A 14,971-nucleotide genomic window follows, 5' to 3' on the forward strand; every position below is an offset into this window, starting at 1 on the left:
TTACGGCGCTTGCGGGCGCCGTTTTCATTTCAATCTTTAGGAGAGGGCATGCGCGACTACAAGTGGTTGCACGAATACTGTCTGAACCGCTTCGGTTCAGCGGCTGAACTGGAAGCCCATCTGCCCGTTCCCAAAACCCCGGCGCAATTGCGCAAGATCAGCGACGACCGCTACCTGTCGACCATGGCATTGCGCGTATTCCGCGCGGGGTTGAAGCACAGCTTGGTGGACGCGAAATGGCCGGCCTTCGAAGAAGTGTTTTTCAAGTTTGATCCGGAAAAAGTCGTGCTCATGAGCGCCGAGCACCTTGAGCGCCTGATGCAGGACGCACGCATCATTCGCCATTTGGGCAAGCTCAAAAGCGTGCCGCGCAATGCTCAGTTGGTGCTGGACGTGGCGCACGAGAAGGGCAGCTTCGGCGCGTTCATCGCCGATTGGCCAGTGACCGAGATCGTCGGGCTGTGGACCTACCTGAAAAAACACGGTCACCAGTTGGGCGGGTTGTCGGCGCCGCGGTTCTTGCGCATGGTCGGCAAAGATACGTTTGTGCCCAGTTACGACGTCGTCGCGGGATTGAATGCGCAAAAGATCGTCGACAAAGTGCCGACCAGCCAGCGTGATCTGGCGTTGGTGCAGGATGTGTTCAATCAGTGGCACGAACAAAGTGGCGGACGGCCGATGAGCCAGATATCGATGATGCTGGCGTATACCGTGAATCATTGAGACCACGTCGACGGCATCGCGAGCAGGCTCACCCGCACATTTGAAACGCGTTCAATGTGGCTGCAAGCTTGCTCGCGAAGGCATCCGGTCAGGCAACAGAAATCTCGCCTTCACCCGCCAACTTGCGATTCAACTGGAAACGCCAGCGCACGTACAACAGGGCCGAGCAGAACACCGCCAGGCTCGCGCCCATCTCCAGCAATCCAAACATTTGCCGGTTAGGGTCATAGGCAGCCAGCGCGCCTTTGATGAAATACAGGTTCACCATAAAACACAGCCAGGAATTGGCGCGGGCGCTGCCAATGATCATTCCCGGTGCCAGCAACAGCAACGGCACCAGTTCGATCAGCAGAATCACCCACGGCCGCGCGCCATGCAGGTCGGCGATCAGCAGGTAATACACGCACAACAAACCCACCAGGCCGAAATAGCACAGCAGGCTGATCGCGCGCATCGCCCTGACCCGTGGCTCAAGCCATTCGATGGCGGGTAAAACCTTCGGCTTTTTGGCCACGTCAGTTCCCCAGTTTTTGTGCAGTTTTTGCCAACCGCAGCCCTAAGGCCCGGCACAGCGCCATTTCATGTTCATCCAGCGGGCTTTTGCCATCGGCACCGGCATGGTGACTGGCGCCATACGGCGTGCCACCGCCACGTGTTTCCAGCAGCGCAGATTCACTGTAAGGCAGGCCGGTGATCAGCATGCCGTGGTGCAACAACGGCAGCATCATCGACAGCAGCGTGGTTTCCTGACCGCCGTGCAGACTGGCTGTTGAGGTGAAAACCCCGGCCGGTTTGCCCACCAGAGCGCCGGTCAGCCACAGGTTGCTGGTGCCATCGAGAAAGTACTTCAGCGGCGCCGCCATATTGCCGAAACGGGTGGGGCTGCCGAGTGCCAGGCCTGAACAGTTCTTCAAGTCGTCCAGGCTTGCGTACAACGCGCCTTCATCCGGGATGTCCGGCGACACGGCTTCGCATTCGGTGGAAATTGCCGGCACGGTGCGCAGGCGCGCCTCCATACCCGATTGCTCTACACCTCGGGCAATCTGCCGCGCCATTTCGTTTGTCGAGCCGCTGCGGCTGTAGTACAGAACCAGAATGTACGGCTCGCTCACGGCAGCAACTCCAGTACGTTCTCTGGCGGACGGCCGATGACGGCTTTGTCGCCGACTTCCAGAATCGGTCGTTCCATGAGTTTCGGGTGGTCCGCGATGGCGGCGATCAGTTGCGCCTCGCTCAGGCTTGCGTCGGCGAGGTTAAGGGTTTTGTACTCATCCTCGCCGGTGCGCAGCAATTGCCGTGCGGACAGCCCAAGCTTTTTCAGCAGGCTCTGGATTTGCGTGGCGTTTAACGGGGTTTCCAGGTAACGGACCACGTTCGGGGTCAGGCCACGGGCTTCGAGCAGTTCGAGCGCACCGCGGGATTTCGAGCAGCGCGGATTGTGATAAAGCGTCAGATCGGTCATGTGCGGGTCGCATCTTGCGTAAGGTGACAGCTATTCTAACCGTGCAGCGCGTAATCCAGAACCGTGGGAGGCGATGGGTCGCAGGCGCATTCAAATTCGACCAAGGAACACGACATGAAAAGGCGATTGGCAGCAGCATTGGCGATCATCGGCGCGTTAATGCTCGGGGGCTGCGGCAACGACTATGGTACCGACCAGAATGGACACAAAGTCGCCGCCGAACGCTTGGACAAGCAATGGCTGGTGCTCAATTACTGGGCTGAATGGTGCGGGCCGTGCAGAACCGAAATTCCGCAGTTGAACGCGTTGGCCGATCAGCTCAAGGATAAGAAAATCGGCGTGTTCGGGGTTAATTTCGACAATGTGCAGGGTGAAGAGCTAAAAGCTGCCAGTGAAAAACTGGGAATCAAGTTCACCGTGCTGGCGCAAGATCCCGCCGAACTTTACGACATTCCGCGTAGCGAGGCGTTGCCGGTGACGTACATCATCGACAACAAAGGCAAGGTCCGTGAGCAGTTGATGGGCGAGCAGACGGCGGCGGGCGTGATCGCGAAGCTCGAAGCGCTGCAGGCGAAAAACTGATCATTGATTGATGCTGTCTGTGGCGAGGGGATTTATCCCCGTTGAGTTGCGAAGTGACTCCAAAAATAGGGCCTGCTGCGCAGTCCAGCGGGGATAAATCCTCTCACCACACGAGCTTGTGGCGGGGGATAAATCCCCGAGCAGTTGATGGGCGAGCAGACGGCGGCAGGCGTTATCGCGAAGCTCGAAGCGCTGCAGGCGAAAAACTGATCATTGATTGATGCTTTCTGTGGCGAGGGGATTTATCCCCGTCGAGTTGCGAAGCGACTCCAAAAATAGGGCCTGCAGCGCAGTCCAGCGGGGATAAATCCGCTCACTACACAAGCTTTTGGCGGGGGATCAACCCTCTTCAAGCCACAGGCGCAGTGGCTTGCCTTCGGCTGGCCAGAAGCGTGTTTGCTCGATCGGCGAAATATCCCAGCGCTGAACGTTTTCGAGTGCCTGCAAGAAGCGTTGTTCCTGCTCCATGACGGCCGGGGCGCACAGTTTGCGGGTGCTGCCTATTTTGCCGAAACTCAGCGTGTGACCTTCCAGCGTGTACGGCGCGAACCAATGGTTGCAGCCGCCGTTGCCATAAGCCCGACCGTCGTCACCGAGGGTAATGGTCAAGTGGCTGTAGTCCATCAGCGGACGCTCGCCAATCCATTCCAGAATGTAGCTGCGGTTCTGTTGCAGTTGCACAGGCTCTGCGGCGCATCCCAGCAGGCTGGCGCCAAGCAGCGCGCTCAGGGCAAGGCGTTTCATCACGCAGGCTCCTGGCATTTAGGGCACACGTGTTTCTCGCCAACGGTCGTCCAGCCCAATTCTGCAATTCGCGCGCTAGCGGCAGGTTTTTGGGCCTTGTTGCCGAGTTTGGCGTCGACCGCAAATTCGAAGCTCAGCTCTTTGGCGCAGGTGTCGCAATTGACTTTCCAGGTGTGGATTGCCAATTCGCCGAACACCGGACCACTGGCCACCGCGACCCATTGGCCTGGCGGGTTGATCAGGTGGCGAACGGTTTCGACGCTCAGGCGCATGGACAAGTCCTTGCTGCCTTTAAGCGTCACCACCAGCACGTCGTTATTGCGAATCGAGCCGCCGTTGCCGGTGACCTGATAACGGCCTGGCACCAGGGCGCGGCATTCGGTGAGGGTGTGTTGCGGGTTCATCAGGTTATAACGAAAATCGTGCTCGACCATGGGTCCTCCAAATATGCGCGGCATGCTAGCACGGACATCAACACAGCATGGAGGGTGCCTGTGACCTTCGATCCGGTTCAGTGCGCATCCACCAGGTTCTGCGGCTTGCCAGCCGCCCAGGCTGCAATGTTGTGCAGCGTGTCCGCGGCAATTGCACCCAGCGCTTCATGGGTCAGGAACGCCTGATGCGCCGTGATGATCACGTTGGGAAATGTCAGCAGTCGCGCCAGTACATCGTCCTGCAGCGGCAAGTCGGATCGGTCTTCGAAGAACAGCTGAGCCTCTTCTTCATACACATCCAGCCCCAGATAGCCCAGTTGACCGTTCTTTAACCCTTCGATCAGCGCCGGTGTGTCCACCAGGCCGCCACGTCCGGTGTTGATCAGCATCGCGCCGTGCTGCAAGTGGGTCAGTGATTCACCGTTGATCAAATGTTTGCTTTGCTCATTGAGCGGGCAATGCAGGCTGATGATCTGTGATTCGGCCAGCAGCTGTTCCAGGCTGACATAGCGAGCGCCGAGCGCTTCGACGAGCGGATTGGGGTAAGGGTCATACGCCAGCAATTTGCAACCGAAGCCATTCATGATTTTTGCGAAAGTTGCGCCGATCTGCCCCGTGCCGACCACGCCGACAGTTTTGCCCACCAGGTCGAATCCGGTCAGCCCGTGCAAGCTGAAGTCGCCTTCGCGCGTACGGTTATAGGCGCGGTGCAGACGGCGATTGAGCGCCAGGATCAGCGCTACCGCGTGTTCGGCCACTGCATGCGGCGAATAGGCCGGGACCCTCACGACCGTCAGCCCAAGGCGTTTTGCCGTTGTCAGATCGACATGGTTGTAACCGGCCGAGCGCAGGGCTATCAGGCGTGTGCCACCGGCGGCCAGGCGTTCCAGCACGGCAGCACTGAGGTCGTCATTAATGAAGGCGCAAACCACCTCGTGATGTTCCGCCAGCGCCACCGTGTCCAGGCTCAAGCGGGCCGATTGAAAGTGCAGCTCGATGCCGTCGGGTAGCTCAACGTTCAGAAAGCTGTCGCGGTCGTAGGTCTGGCTGCTGAAAAGAATGGTGCGCATGCGTTCCTCCTGGAAAAAGCATCAAGCGTTTATACGGGCCTGGGCCGCCAGGCGATTGATCGCCCGGTCCAGCTCTTCAAGCGCACTGTAGGCTTTGGGGTCTTGTTGCTTGAGCAGGGTTTCACTGCGCTGACACGCAGAGCGTAATTGCGGCACTCCGCAATAGCGGGTCGCGCCGTGCAGGCGATGGACACGTTCGATCAAGGCGTTCTGGTCGTTGGCGTCGCGGGCAAAACGGATCGCTTCGCGGTCGGCCTCAAGCGAGGCGAGTAACATGGCCAACATATCCGCCGCCAAATCCGCTTTACCAGCGGCCAGGCGTAAACCTTCTTCGTGATCGAGCACTTGCAGTTCAGGCGCGTTACCGAGGTTGTCGCCGTTTCGTTCTGGCCCTTGATTGCGCAGCGCCAGCCCGCTCCATTTCAGCACCACCTGCGCCAGTTGCCGTTCGCTGATCGGTTTGGTCAGGTAATCGTCCATGCCGCTTTGCAGCAATGCGCGTTTTTCATTGGCCATGGCATGCGCGGTGAGCGCGACAATCGGCAGGGGAGTGCAGTGCCGCTCACTTTCCCACTGGCGAATCGCTTCGGTGCTTTGGCGTCCATCCATGCCGGGCATCTGCACGTCCATCAGCACCAGGTCGAACGTTTCGTTCTGCACCGCATTGATCGCCGCATAACCGCTTTCAACCGCGAGCACTTTGGCACCCATGTCTTCGAGCAGGGTTTGTACCAGCAACAGATTGGCCGGGTTGTCGTCGACGCAAAGCACTTTTGGTGCTCGGCTGGATACCGGCTCGCCGGGTTCGCTGCGCAATTGACGCGGGTTGACCAGGTCCGACAATGCCCGCCGCAGTTTGCGGGTGCAGGCAGGTTTGGCCTGAAGCTGGCTGTGCGGGTTGGGGACAGACAGGTGGAACATTGTCTGCTCAGTGGTCGGACACAACACCAATACCTTGCAGCCCAGGTGTTCGAGGTCCCAGATGTGCTGGTTCAGACGTTCTGGCGGCATGTCGTTGCTGGTGATGCCGAGCACCGCCAGGTCGATTGCCTGGTCTGTTTGATGCGCGCCTGTCACGCCGTTGGCCAAGCTTTCCAGCGTGTTGAACGGCGTCACTTCCAGGCCGCAGTCTTCCAGTTGATGCTGCAAGGCTTGTCGCGCCAGTTCGTGGTTTTCGAGCACCGCCACGCGACGCCCCAGCAGCGGTGGCCCGGGCAAGTCTTCGGCATCGTCACGGGTTTTGGGCAGGCTCAGGCTGATCCAGAATTCAGACCCTTCACCTGGCGTACTGTCGACACCAATCTCACCGCCCATCTGCTCGATCAAGCGCTTGGAAATCACCAACCCCAGACCGGTGCCCCCAGGTTGCCGGGACAGTGAATTATCAGCCTGGCTGAAAGCCTGGAACAGTGCACGAACGTCTTGGCTTGAGAGGCCAATGCCGGTGTCCTGAATGCTGATGCGCAGTTGCACGCTGTCTTCGTGCTCTTCTTCAAGCATCGCCCGGGCGACGATGGTGCCTTCGCGGGTGAACTTGATCGCGTTACTGACCAGGTTGGTCAAAATCTGCTTCAGGCGCAGTGGGTCGCCCACCAGTGACAGCGGCGTGTCACGGTACACCAGGCTCACCAGTTCCAGCTGCTTGGCGTGTGCAGCCGGAGCGAGAATAGTCAGTGTGTCTTGCAGCAGGTCGCGCAGATTGAAAGGGATGTGGTCGAGCACCAGTTTGCCGGCCTCGATTTTCGAGAAGTCGAGAATTTCGTTGATGATGCCCAGCAAGCTGTCGGCGGACTTTTCGATGGTGCCCAGATAGTCCAGTTGGCGTGGGGTCAGCTCGCTTTTTTGCAGCAAATGGGTGAAGCCGAGAATCCCGTTCAGCGGGGTGCGGATTTCGTGGCTCATGTTGGCCAGAAACTCGGATTTGATTCGGCTCGCCTCAAGGGCTTCCTTGCGCGCCAGGTCCAGTTCGATGTTCTGGATCTCGATGGTTTCCAGATTCTGGCGGACGTCTTCGGTGGCTTGGTCGATGCTGTGCTGCAATTCTTCGCGCGCGTTCTGCAGGGTGCCGGCCATACGGTTGATGCCAGACGCCAACTCGTCCAGCTCTTGACTGCCAAGCGGTGGCAAACGGGTTTCCAGGTGCCCGTCCTTGAGCTGCGCGACGGCTTGTTTTATCTGGCTGAGCGGCCGGTTGATCGTGCGGCCCATGCGTAACGCCAGCAGCGCCGCACCGATCAGGCCACCGCCAATCAGCAGCAAACTGGCGAATAGACTGCGATAACCGCGCAACAGCATGCTGTTGTGCGACAGTTCGAGTTCGACCCAGCCCAGCAGGCGATCGGCCTCTTCGGGAATCACATCGCCTGCCAGATTGCGATGTTTGCCAAACACCGGCAGCAGGTAGCGCGTCGCGTCATTGCCACTGCGGCGCAGCATTTGCGAGCCGTTGCCCAGTGGCGCAGGGTTAACCATGGTCGGGCCGGCATGGGCCAGCGGTGTGCGGTCGGGGGCGAGGAACGTCACCGCGCGAACGTCTTGTTGTTCCAGCGACTCGGTGGCGATGCGTTCCAGCAGGTCGTTGTTTTGGTGAGCCATGGCAGGGGCCACCAACGGTGCGAGCTGTTCGGCGATCATTTCGCCACGCTGCATCAATTGGGTTTGCAGGTCGGACTGCTGAATCCAGATGAAATATCCGCCCAATACCAACGCCATGAGGCTGGTCGGCAACAGGGTCAGCAACAGCACGCGGCCTTTAATTCCCAGTTTCTTGAGCACGCATCTCTCCTGCATCCCGCTATTAAAAGAAGCTGCGCGTACGTCCAGCACACGCCACCTGCGCAGTGTAGCCATTTGCTTGCGGGCAATCTTCGTAAATTGATGTCGTGATTCGTAGCGTTGGCCCATGGTTTTGCGTCGTGGGCAAACATGGGTTGCCGACGACGGAGCAATCTTGAATAATCAGGCAACTGAGAATTATTTGCAGATACTGATGAATCCCGTCCCTGTTAGCCATCCGCGAATCCTGTCCATCGAAGACGACCTGGTGCTCGGTGCCTATGTGCACGAGCATTTGCAGCGCTGTGGCTTTCAGGTCACCTGGTGCCAGAACGGCCAGGAAGGCCTGTCCATTGCACGCGAACAAGCCTTTGATGTGGTGCTGATGGATATTCTGCTGCCGGGGATGAACGGGTTGAATGTGCTGACCCAGTTGCGTCAGAGCCATTCCACCCCGGTGGTGCTGATGTCGGCGCTCGGTGCCGAGTCTGATCGCATCAGCGGTTTTCGCTCCGGTGCCGATGATTACCTGCCCAAACCCTTCAGCATGGCTGAGTTGCGGGTACGTATTGAAGCGATCTTGCGGCGAGTGGCGCTGGACCGTCGGCCAGCACCCGCGACGATTACCACGCTGGTGGACAACTTGCATTTTGACGATGAGCTGTGTGATGTCCTTTACCGCGATCAGGCCGCCGGGTTCACTCGCAGCGAGTATCGGTTACTGGAGACGCTCAGTCGCAACGGCGATGAAGTATTGAGCAAAGCCTTCCTTTATCAGCAGGTGTTGCAACGCGGTTATGCCGCCCATGACCGCAGCCTTGATATGCACATCAGCCAGATTCGTCGCAAGCTCAAAGCCATCGGTTATACCGAGCGCGAAGTCCGCACCGTGTGGGGCAAGGGTTATGTGTTGAGTGCTGCCGATGAAATGGTCTGATCTGCCGGGCAAGCATTCGCTGTTCTGGAAACTGGCCTGCCTGCTGGTTGCGTTCTGCCTGCTGATGATCTGGCTGAGCTGGTCTTGGGGCCGGTACATGGAGGAAAAAAACCAATTCCTGTCGGATGACGCCCGAGGCACTCTTGCACGTTATGCCGCCGAGGCCGAGCAGGCGTGGCAGGGTGGCCAGCGTGCAGGCGTCGATGCCTGGCTGCAGAAAATGCAGCGTCGCGAATCCACCTGGGTGGGCGTGATCGGCGGTGATTTGCAGTCCTTGAGCAGCAAACCGCTCACCGCCAAGGAAATCGAGCGCCTGACTTTCTTGCGCGGACTGGAATGGCCCATTCATAGAAAAGCACTGCCGTGGCTGCGTGTCCCGTTTCCCGGTGATCCGGCGGCGGGCAGCCTGGTCATCGAATTGCCCCAGCGGTTTATGCCCGGACACTACCAAGTGTTCTGGCGCGTGATTACCAACGGCGTGATTCCGGGCCTGTTTACCTTGCTGTTATGCGTCGGGTTGTACCGATTGCTGGTTGTGCCGCTCAATAACCTGCGCGAACAGGCCAACGCCTGGCGAGCTGATCAGCTGAGCGTGCGCCTGTCCAGCCACACCACCAATCGTCAGGATGAGCTGGGCGAGTTGGGTCGCGCCTTCGATCACATGTCCGAACGCCTGCAAACCACGGTGGCTCTGCAGCAACAATTGCTGCGTGACCTGTCTCATGAAATGCGTACCCCGTTGAGTCGCCTGCGGGTGGCCAGTGAAAGCGAGCAAAACCTGGCTGAGTTGCGCGAGCGCATTGGCCGCGAAGTCGATGGCATGCAGCGGCTGGTTGAAGACTCGCTGCAACTGGCCTGGCTCGACACCGAGCGTTCACCGTTGCCTGATGAGGCCATTCAGATTCAGGCGCTGTGGGAAATGCTCACCGAAAACGCCTGCTATGAAAGTGGCTGGCCAGCGAGCCAGTTGCATTGCGCGGTCGCTGCCACCTGCTGGGTGCGGGGCAACCTAAACACACTCGCTCAGGCGCTGGAAAACATCCTGCGCAATGCCATTCGTCACTCACCTGCGGGCGGCGTGGTCAGCCTGGGCGGCAGGCGTGATGGCGAATTTTGGCACCTGTGGCTGGAGGATCAGGGCGGCGGTGTAGCCGAGGCCGATCTGCAGCGAATCTTCTCACCGTTCATTCGTCTCGACGGCTCGCGCCCGGGCAATGGCGGGTTCGGGCTCGGGTTGAGCATCGCGAGCAATGCGGTGCAGCGTCAGGGTGGGACGATCTGGGCGGAAAACACCGGCGCCGGATTGCGAATGAACCTGCGCCTGGTGGCTGAGGGGCGCGGTCTCAGCGATAACGTCCTCGCGGGCAAGCCCACTCCCACGGTGGCCGTGCCAGTCATGGGGTGATGAAACCCAGCCAGTATGTGTTTGCGCGGTACTGCGGGAGACTCACCCTGCGGCGCTGGATTTATTCCGCGACGCTTATTCCTATAAGCAATAAGTACAACACTTTGCGTGATATGGCCTGGATCGGTTTGCCGGTATGATGGGCGCCCCCGCAGTCTGGATTGCGAATACGCCATGACATTGCAGTACCCAACCATCGCCGATTGCGTCGGCAACACTCCGCTGGTCCGTTTGCAGCGCCTGCCTGGCGTTACCAGCAACACCCTTTTGCTCAAGCTTGAAGGGAACAACCCGGCGGGTTCGGTCAAGGACCGTCCGGCGCTGTCGATGATTACCCGTGCCGAGTTGCGCGGGCAGATTCACGCAGGCGATACGCTGATCGAGGCGACTTCGGGTAATACCGGCATTGCGTTGGCCATGGCCGCGGCAATCAAGGGTTACAAGATGATCCTGATCATGCCGGACAACTCCAGTGCAGAACGCAAAGCGGCCATGACGGCCTATGGCGCCGAGCTGATCCTGGTCACCCAGGAAGAAGGCATGGAGGGCGCGCGTGATCTCGCCCAGCGGATGGAAGCCGAAGGCCGTGGCAAGGTGCTGGATCAGTTCGCCAATGGCGACAATCCTGAAGCGCACTACACCTCTACGGGACCGGAAATCTGGCGTCAAACCGAAGGTACCATCACGCACTTCGTCAGCTCGATGGGCACCACCGGCACCATCATGGGCGTTTCTCGCTACCTGAAAGAGCAAAGCGACAGCGTGCAGATCATTGGCCTGCAACCGATGGAAGGCTCGGCCATTCCGGGTATTCGTCGCTGGCCGCAAGAATACCTGCCGAAGATTTATCAGGCTGACCGCGTGGACCGTATCGTCGACATGGCACAGGTCGAAGCTGAAGACGTGACCCGACGTCTGGCCCGTGAAGAAGGCATTTTCTGTGGCGTTTCCTCGGGCGGTGCCGTGGCCGCGATGCTGCGTTTGTCCCGGGAAGTTGAAAACGCGGTGATCGTTGCGATCATCTGCGACCGTGGCGACCGTTACTTGTCGACCGGCATCTTCGACGCGCCCAACTGATGGCCAAGCAAGAGAGAGGCCTGCGCTTCCAGCCGACTGGCGGCAGCAAGGCCCCGCAAATTCCGACCGGCAAAAAGCAGCGCTTGCATATAGAGCGCCTGGCTAATGACGGTCGGGGTATCGCGTTTTTTGGAGGTCGCACCTGGTTCGTCATCGGCGCATTGGCGGGTGAAGAAGTTGAAGCGCGGGTGTTGGGCGCGCACGGCAAAGTGGTCGAAGCACGCACCGAGCGTGTATTTCAAGCCAGCGAATTACGGCGCCCGGCACCGTGCCCGCATGCTGGCCGCTGCGGTGGCTGCAGCGTGCAACATCTACCTCACAACGAACAGCTTGCCCTGAAACAGCGCATGCTCGCCGAGCAATTGTCCAAAGTCGCAGGGGTCGAACCCCAGGAGTGGGCCGCACCCTTGAGTGGTCCGGAGTTCGGCTACCGTCGTCGCGCCAGAGTGGCCGTGCGGTGGGACATGAAGACCAAAAAGCTTGAGGTCGGCTTTCGCGCTGCGGGCAGTCAGGACATCGTTGCAATCAACGAATGCCCGGTGCTGGTACAGCCCTTGCAACCGATCATGACGCGCCTGCCGGAAATGTTGCGGCGGTTGAGCAAACCTCAGGCGTTGGGGCATGTGGAATTGTTCAGCGGTACATCGTTGGCCGTTTTGCTACGGCACATGGCGCCGCTGTCCGACGCTGACAGGGTCATCCTCAAGGATTTTTGCGCATTCCACGACGCTCAGTTGTGGCTGCACGGCGATGGCGAGCCGCATCCGGTCGAGGCGGATCAAGCATTGGGTTATCGGCTTGAACAGTGGGATTTGACCTTGGCGTATCGGCCGGGAGATTTCATTCAGGTCAACGCGGCAGTCAACGAAGCCATGGTCGCCCAGGCGCTGGACTGGCTGAAGCCCCACGCTAATGAACGGGTTCTGGACCTGTTCTGCGGGTTGGGTAATTTCGCCTTGCCGCTGGCCAAGGTCGCGCGTGAAGTGGTGGCGGTAGAGGGTGTGCAAGCGATGGTTGAGCGGGCAGCCGCCAACGCTGCTAGCAATAATCTGCATAACGCACAGTTTTTTCAGGCCGATTTATCCCAGCTTTCGACTGATGTCGAATGGGCCGCCGAAGGCTTTTGTGCGGTACTCTTGGACCCACCACGTGACGGTGCTTTCGAGGTGGTGCGCACACTCAAGTCGTTAGGCGCTGAACGGTTGGTGTATGTGTCGTGCAACCCTGCAACTCTGGCGCGCGATACGGTCGAATTGATCAAGCAGGGCTACCGGTTAAAACGTGCCGGGATTCTCGATATGTTTCCTCAGACGGCACATGTCGAGGCCATGGCGTTATTTGAAGCGAGCTAGGATGGCTCGTCTGGTCCGACTGTCCCGCCCGTGCAGCCACGCACCAGCCTTGGCGTGGGCGCACGGGCAACGAAGGTCAGCGATTTTGACGCATTGAATCTGCGTCGTAGGGAAGGTAAGCAAGATGGTACAGGTGAGAGCACACCAGCCGATCAACACCGACGGCAGTATCAATCTCGAGGCTTGGCTCGATCACGCGGTCAGTGTCGATCTGGCACTGGATCGCGAAGCCTTGAAGGAAGCCTGCGAGTTCGCTCGACAGGCAGAGCAACAAGCCAATGCGGCAAAGAACCTGTGGTCTGAAGGGACCTCGAGTTTCCGCACCGGTCTTGAAATCGCCGAGATCCTCGCCGACCTCAAGCTCGACCAGGATTCACTGGTCGCTGCGGTCTTGTACCGCGGCGTGCGCGAGGGCCAGATCCAGTTGCCCGCGGTCAGTCAGCGCTTTGGTCCGGTCGTGGCCAAACTCATCGATGGCGTGTTGCGAATGGCGGCCATCAGCGCCAGTCTCAGCCCTCGTCAATCAGCGGTGCTGGGCACGCAAGGCCAGGTCGAGAACCTGCGCAAGATGCTGGTGGCGATGGTCGACGACGTGCGTGTCGCGTTGATCAAACTGGCCGAACGCACGTGCGCAATCCGGGCGGTGAAAACCGCCGACGACGAGAAGCGCAATCGTGTTGCGCGTGAAGTCTTCGACATTTATGCGCCGCTTGCTCACCGTCTCGGCATCGGTCATATCAAGTGGGAGCTGGAGGACTTGTCCTTCCGTTACCTGGAGCCCGATCAATACAAGCAGATTGCCAAGTTGCTCCATGAGCGGCGGCTGGATCGCGAGCGTTTCATCGCCGACGTGATGGGCCAGTTGAAAAATGAATTGCAGGCCACCGGTGTCGATGCAGACATCAGTGGGCGTGCCAAACACATCTATTCGATCTGGCGCAAAATGCAGCGCAAGGGTCTGGAGTTCAGCCAGATCTACGACGTGCGCGCCGTGCGGGTGCTGGTGCCGGAAATGCGCGATTGCTACACCGCGCTGGGTATCGTCCACACCCTCTGGCGACACATTCCGAAAGAGTTCGACGACTACATCGCCAACCCCAAGGAAAACGGCTACCGCTCGCTGCACACTGCCGTGATTGGCCCTGAAGGCAAGGTGCTGGAAGTTCAGATCCGTACGCATTCGATGCACGAAGAGGCCGAGCTGGGCGTTTGCGCGCACTGGCGTTACAAAGGCACCGACGTAAAATCGGGCTCCAACCACTACGAAGAGAAAATCTCGTGGCTGCGCCAGGTACTCGAATGGCATGAAGAGCTGGGCGATATTGGCGGTCTGGCGGAACAGCTGCGCGTCGATATCGAGCCCGACCGGGTGTATATCTTCACCCCTGACGGTCACGCGATCGATTTGCCGAAGGGTTCGACACCGCTGGATTTTGCCTACCGCGTTCACACCGAAATCGGTCACAACTGCCGTGGCGCAAAAATCAACGGGCGCATCGTGCCGCTCAACTACAGCCTGCAAACCGGTGAGCAAGTCGAGATCATCACCAGCAAGCACGGCACTCCGAGCCGTGATTGGCTGAACTCCAACCTGGGTTACGTCACCACCTCGCGAGCTCGGGCGAAGATTGTTCACTGGTTCAAATTGCAGGCGCGCGATCAGAACGTTGCGGCCGGTAAAACCTTGCTCGAGCGCGAACTCACTCGCCTTGGTTTGCCAGCGGTAGACTTCGACAAGTTGGCCGAAAAGGCCAACATGAAGACCGCCGAGGACATGTACGCCTCATTAGGTGCCGGCGACTTGCGACTGGCGCAACTGGTCAATCTGGCGCAGCAACTGGTCGAGCCGGAGCGCGGCAACGAACAGCTCGAGCTGATCCCGCGCAAGGCTACCGGCTACAAACCGGGCAAGCGTGGCGACATTCAGATTCAGGGCGTCGGCAACTTGATGACGCAGATGGCGGGCTGCTGCCAGCCGTTGCCAGGTGATGCGATTGTCGGTTACATCACCCAGGGCCGGGGTGTGAGTATTCACCGCCAGGACTGCGCCTCGGTGCTGCAACTGGGCGGACGCGAGCCGGAACGCATCATCCAGGTCAGTTGGGGCCCGGTGCCCGTGCTGACTTATCCGGTGGACATCATCATCCGGGCCTACGACCGTTCGGGCTTGCTGCGTGACGTTTCGCAAGTGCTGCTCAATGAGCGCATCAACGTGCTGGCGGTCAACACCCGCTCGAACAAAGAGGACAACACCGCGCTGATGTCGCTGACGATCGAGATTCCGGGGCTGGATGCATTGGGTCGATTACTGGGACGTATTTCCCAGTTGCCGAACATCATCGAAACCCGTCGTAACCGGACGCCGTGATGATCCCCCGATCCCTTGTGGGAGCGGGCTTGCTCGCGAAAG

Annotated in this window: 14 protein-coding genes; 7 read left to right on the plus strand and 7 right to left on the minus strand. The window is 59.3% G+C overall.

The genetic code is table 11. The features are described from left to right. The first annotated feature begins 48 nt into the window (after positions 1-48). Entirely contained in the window at positions 49-723 is a 675-nt protein-coding gene (locus ACQR3R_RS28580; protein WP_428277736.1) for a DNA-3-methyladenine glycosylase I, read from the plus strand. Between the two features lie 88 nt (positions 724-811). Here the strand turns inward: ACQR3R_RS28580 and ACQR3R_RS28585 are convergent, their stop codons facing one another. The 3 genes from ACQR3R_RS28585 to arsC are packed head-to-tail and all read right to left on the minus strand — an operon-like array spanning position 812 to position 2,185. Beyond that, a complete protein-coding gene (locus ACQR3R_RS28585; protein WP_428277738.1) occupies positions 812-1,237 on the minus strand; it encodes a DUF2069 domain-containing protein in 426 nt (141 codons plus the stop codon). A gap of 1 nt (position 1,238) precedes the next feature. Continuing rightward, positions 1,239-1,835 carry an NAD(P)H:quinone oxidoreductase gene (wrbA, locus tag ACQR3R_RS28590; RefSeq protein WP_428277740.1) on the minus strand — a complete coding sequence of 199 codons (597 nt, stop codon included), beginning with the start codon at positions 1,833-1,835 and terminating at the stop codon, positions 1,239-1,241. Next, complete coding sequence (gene arsC / locus ACQR3R_RS28595; protein ID WP_428277742.1) at positions 1,832-2,185, minus strand: arsenate reductase (glutaredoxin); 354 nt, start codon at positions 2,183-2,185, stop codon at positions 1,832-1,834. Before arsC ends, wrbA begins: the two co-directional genes overlap by 4 nt. 114 nt (positions 2,186-2,299) lie before the next feature. On the opposite strand from arsC, the gene ACQR3R_RS28600 reads away from it, so the two are divergent. After that, positions 2,300-2,767 carry a redoxin domain-containing protein gene (locus tag ACQR3R_RS28600; protein WP_428277744.1) on the plus strand — a complete coding sequence of 156 codons (468 nt, stop codon included), beginning with the start codon at positions 2,300-2,302 and terminating at the stop codon, positions 2,765-2,767. Positions 2,768-3,106: 339 nt separating this feature from the next. On the opposite strand, the gene ACQR3R_RS28605 is transcribed toward ACQR3R_RS28600, so the two are convergent. The 4 genes from ACQR3R_RS28605 to ACQR3R_RS28620 all read right to left on the minus strand — a co-directional run bounded on the left by ACQR3R_RS28605 (position 3,107) and on the right by ACQR3R_RS28620 (position 7,790). Further along, the gene (locus ACQR3R_RS28605; RefSeq protein ID WP_428277746.1) at positions 3,107-3,511 is read right to left on the minus strand and encodes an META domain-containing protein; all 405 of its coding nucleotides are present in this window, start codon (positions 3,509-3,511) and stop codon (positions 3,107-3,109) included. Continuing rightward, positions 3,511-3,945 carry a hypothetical protein gene (locus tag ACQR3R_RS28610; protein WP_428277748.1) on the minus strand — a complete coding sequence of 145 codons (435 nt, stop codon included), beginning with the start codon at positions 3,943-3,945 and terminating at the stop codon, positions 3,511-3,513. Before ACQR3R_RS28610 ends, ACQR3R_RS28605 begins: the two co-directional genes overlap by 1 nt. Before the next feature lie 77 nt (positions 3,946-4,022). Next, on the minus strand, positions 4,023-5,015 hold the full coding sequence (locus ACQR3R_RS28615) for an NAD(P)-dependent oxidoreductase (protein ID WP_428277750.1): 993 nt from the start codon (positions 5,013-5,015) through the stop codon (positions 4,023-4,025). A 21-nt stretch (positions 5,016-5,036) separates the two neighbouring features. After that, on the minus strand, positions 5,037-7,790 hold the full coding sequence (locus ACQR3R_RS28620; protein ID WP_428277752.1) for a response regulator: 2,754 nt from the start codon (positions 7,788-7,790) through the stop codon (positions 5,037-5,039). 214 nt (positions 7,791-8,004) lie between these two features. On the opposite strand from ACQR3R_RS28620, the gene ACQR3R_RS28625 reads away from it, so the two are divergent. The 5 genes from ACQR3R_RS28625 to relA all read left to right on the plus strand — a co-directional run bounded on the left by ACQR3R_RS28625 (position 8,005) and on the right by relA (position 14,929). Then, positions 8,005-8,727: a response regulator gene (locus ACQR3R_RS28625; protein WP_428277754.1), complete on the plus strand. Its 723-nt coding sequence runs from the start codon at positions 8,005-8,007 to the stop codon at positions 8,725-8,727. After that, positions 8,714-10,132 carry a histidine kinase sensor domain-containing protein gene (locus ACQR3R_RS28630; protein WP_428277756.1) on the plus strand — a complete coding sequence of 473 codons (1,419 nt, stop codon included), beginning with the start codon at positions 8,714-8,716 and terminating at the stop codon, positions 10,130-10,132. The genes ACQR3R_RS28625 and ACQR3R_RS28630 overlap by 14 nt, the downstream gene beginning before the upstream one ends. A 174-nt stretch (positions 10,133-10,306) precedes the next feature. Further along, positions 10,307-11,209 (plus strand): cysteine synthase CysM, encoded by a 903-nt coding sequence (gene cysM, locus ACQR3R_RS28635; RefSeq protein ID WP_428277758.1) that lies wholly within the window; start codon positions 10,307-10,309, stop codon positions 11,207-11,209. Further along, complete coding sequence (gene rlmD / locus ACQR3R_RS28640) at positions 11,209-12,561, plus strand: 23S rRNA (uracil(1939)-C(5))-methyltransferase RlmD (RefSeq protein WP_428277760.1); 1,353 nt, start codon at positions 11,209-11,211, stop codon at positions 12,559-12,561. Before cysM ends, rlmD begins: the two co-directional genes overlap by 1 nt. 133 nt (positions 12,562-12,694) lie before the next feature. Next, positions 12,695-14,929 carry a GTP diphosphokinase gene (relA, locus tag ACQR3R_RS28645; RefSeq protein ID WP_428277762.1) on the plus strand — a complete coding sequence of 745 codons (2,235 nt, stop codon included), beginning with the start codon at positions 12,695-12,697 and terminating at the stop codon, positions 14,927-14,929. The last annotated feature ends 42 nt before the right edge of the window (positions 14,930-14,971 follow it).

Origin of the sequence: Gordonia sp. IEGM753 (assembly GCF_050321825.1) — a bacterium.
Taxonomy (GTDB): domain Bacteria; phylum Pseudomonadota; class Gammaproteobacteria; order Pseudomonadales; family Pseudomonadaceae; genus Aquipseudomonas.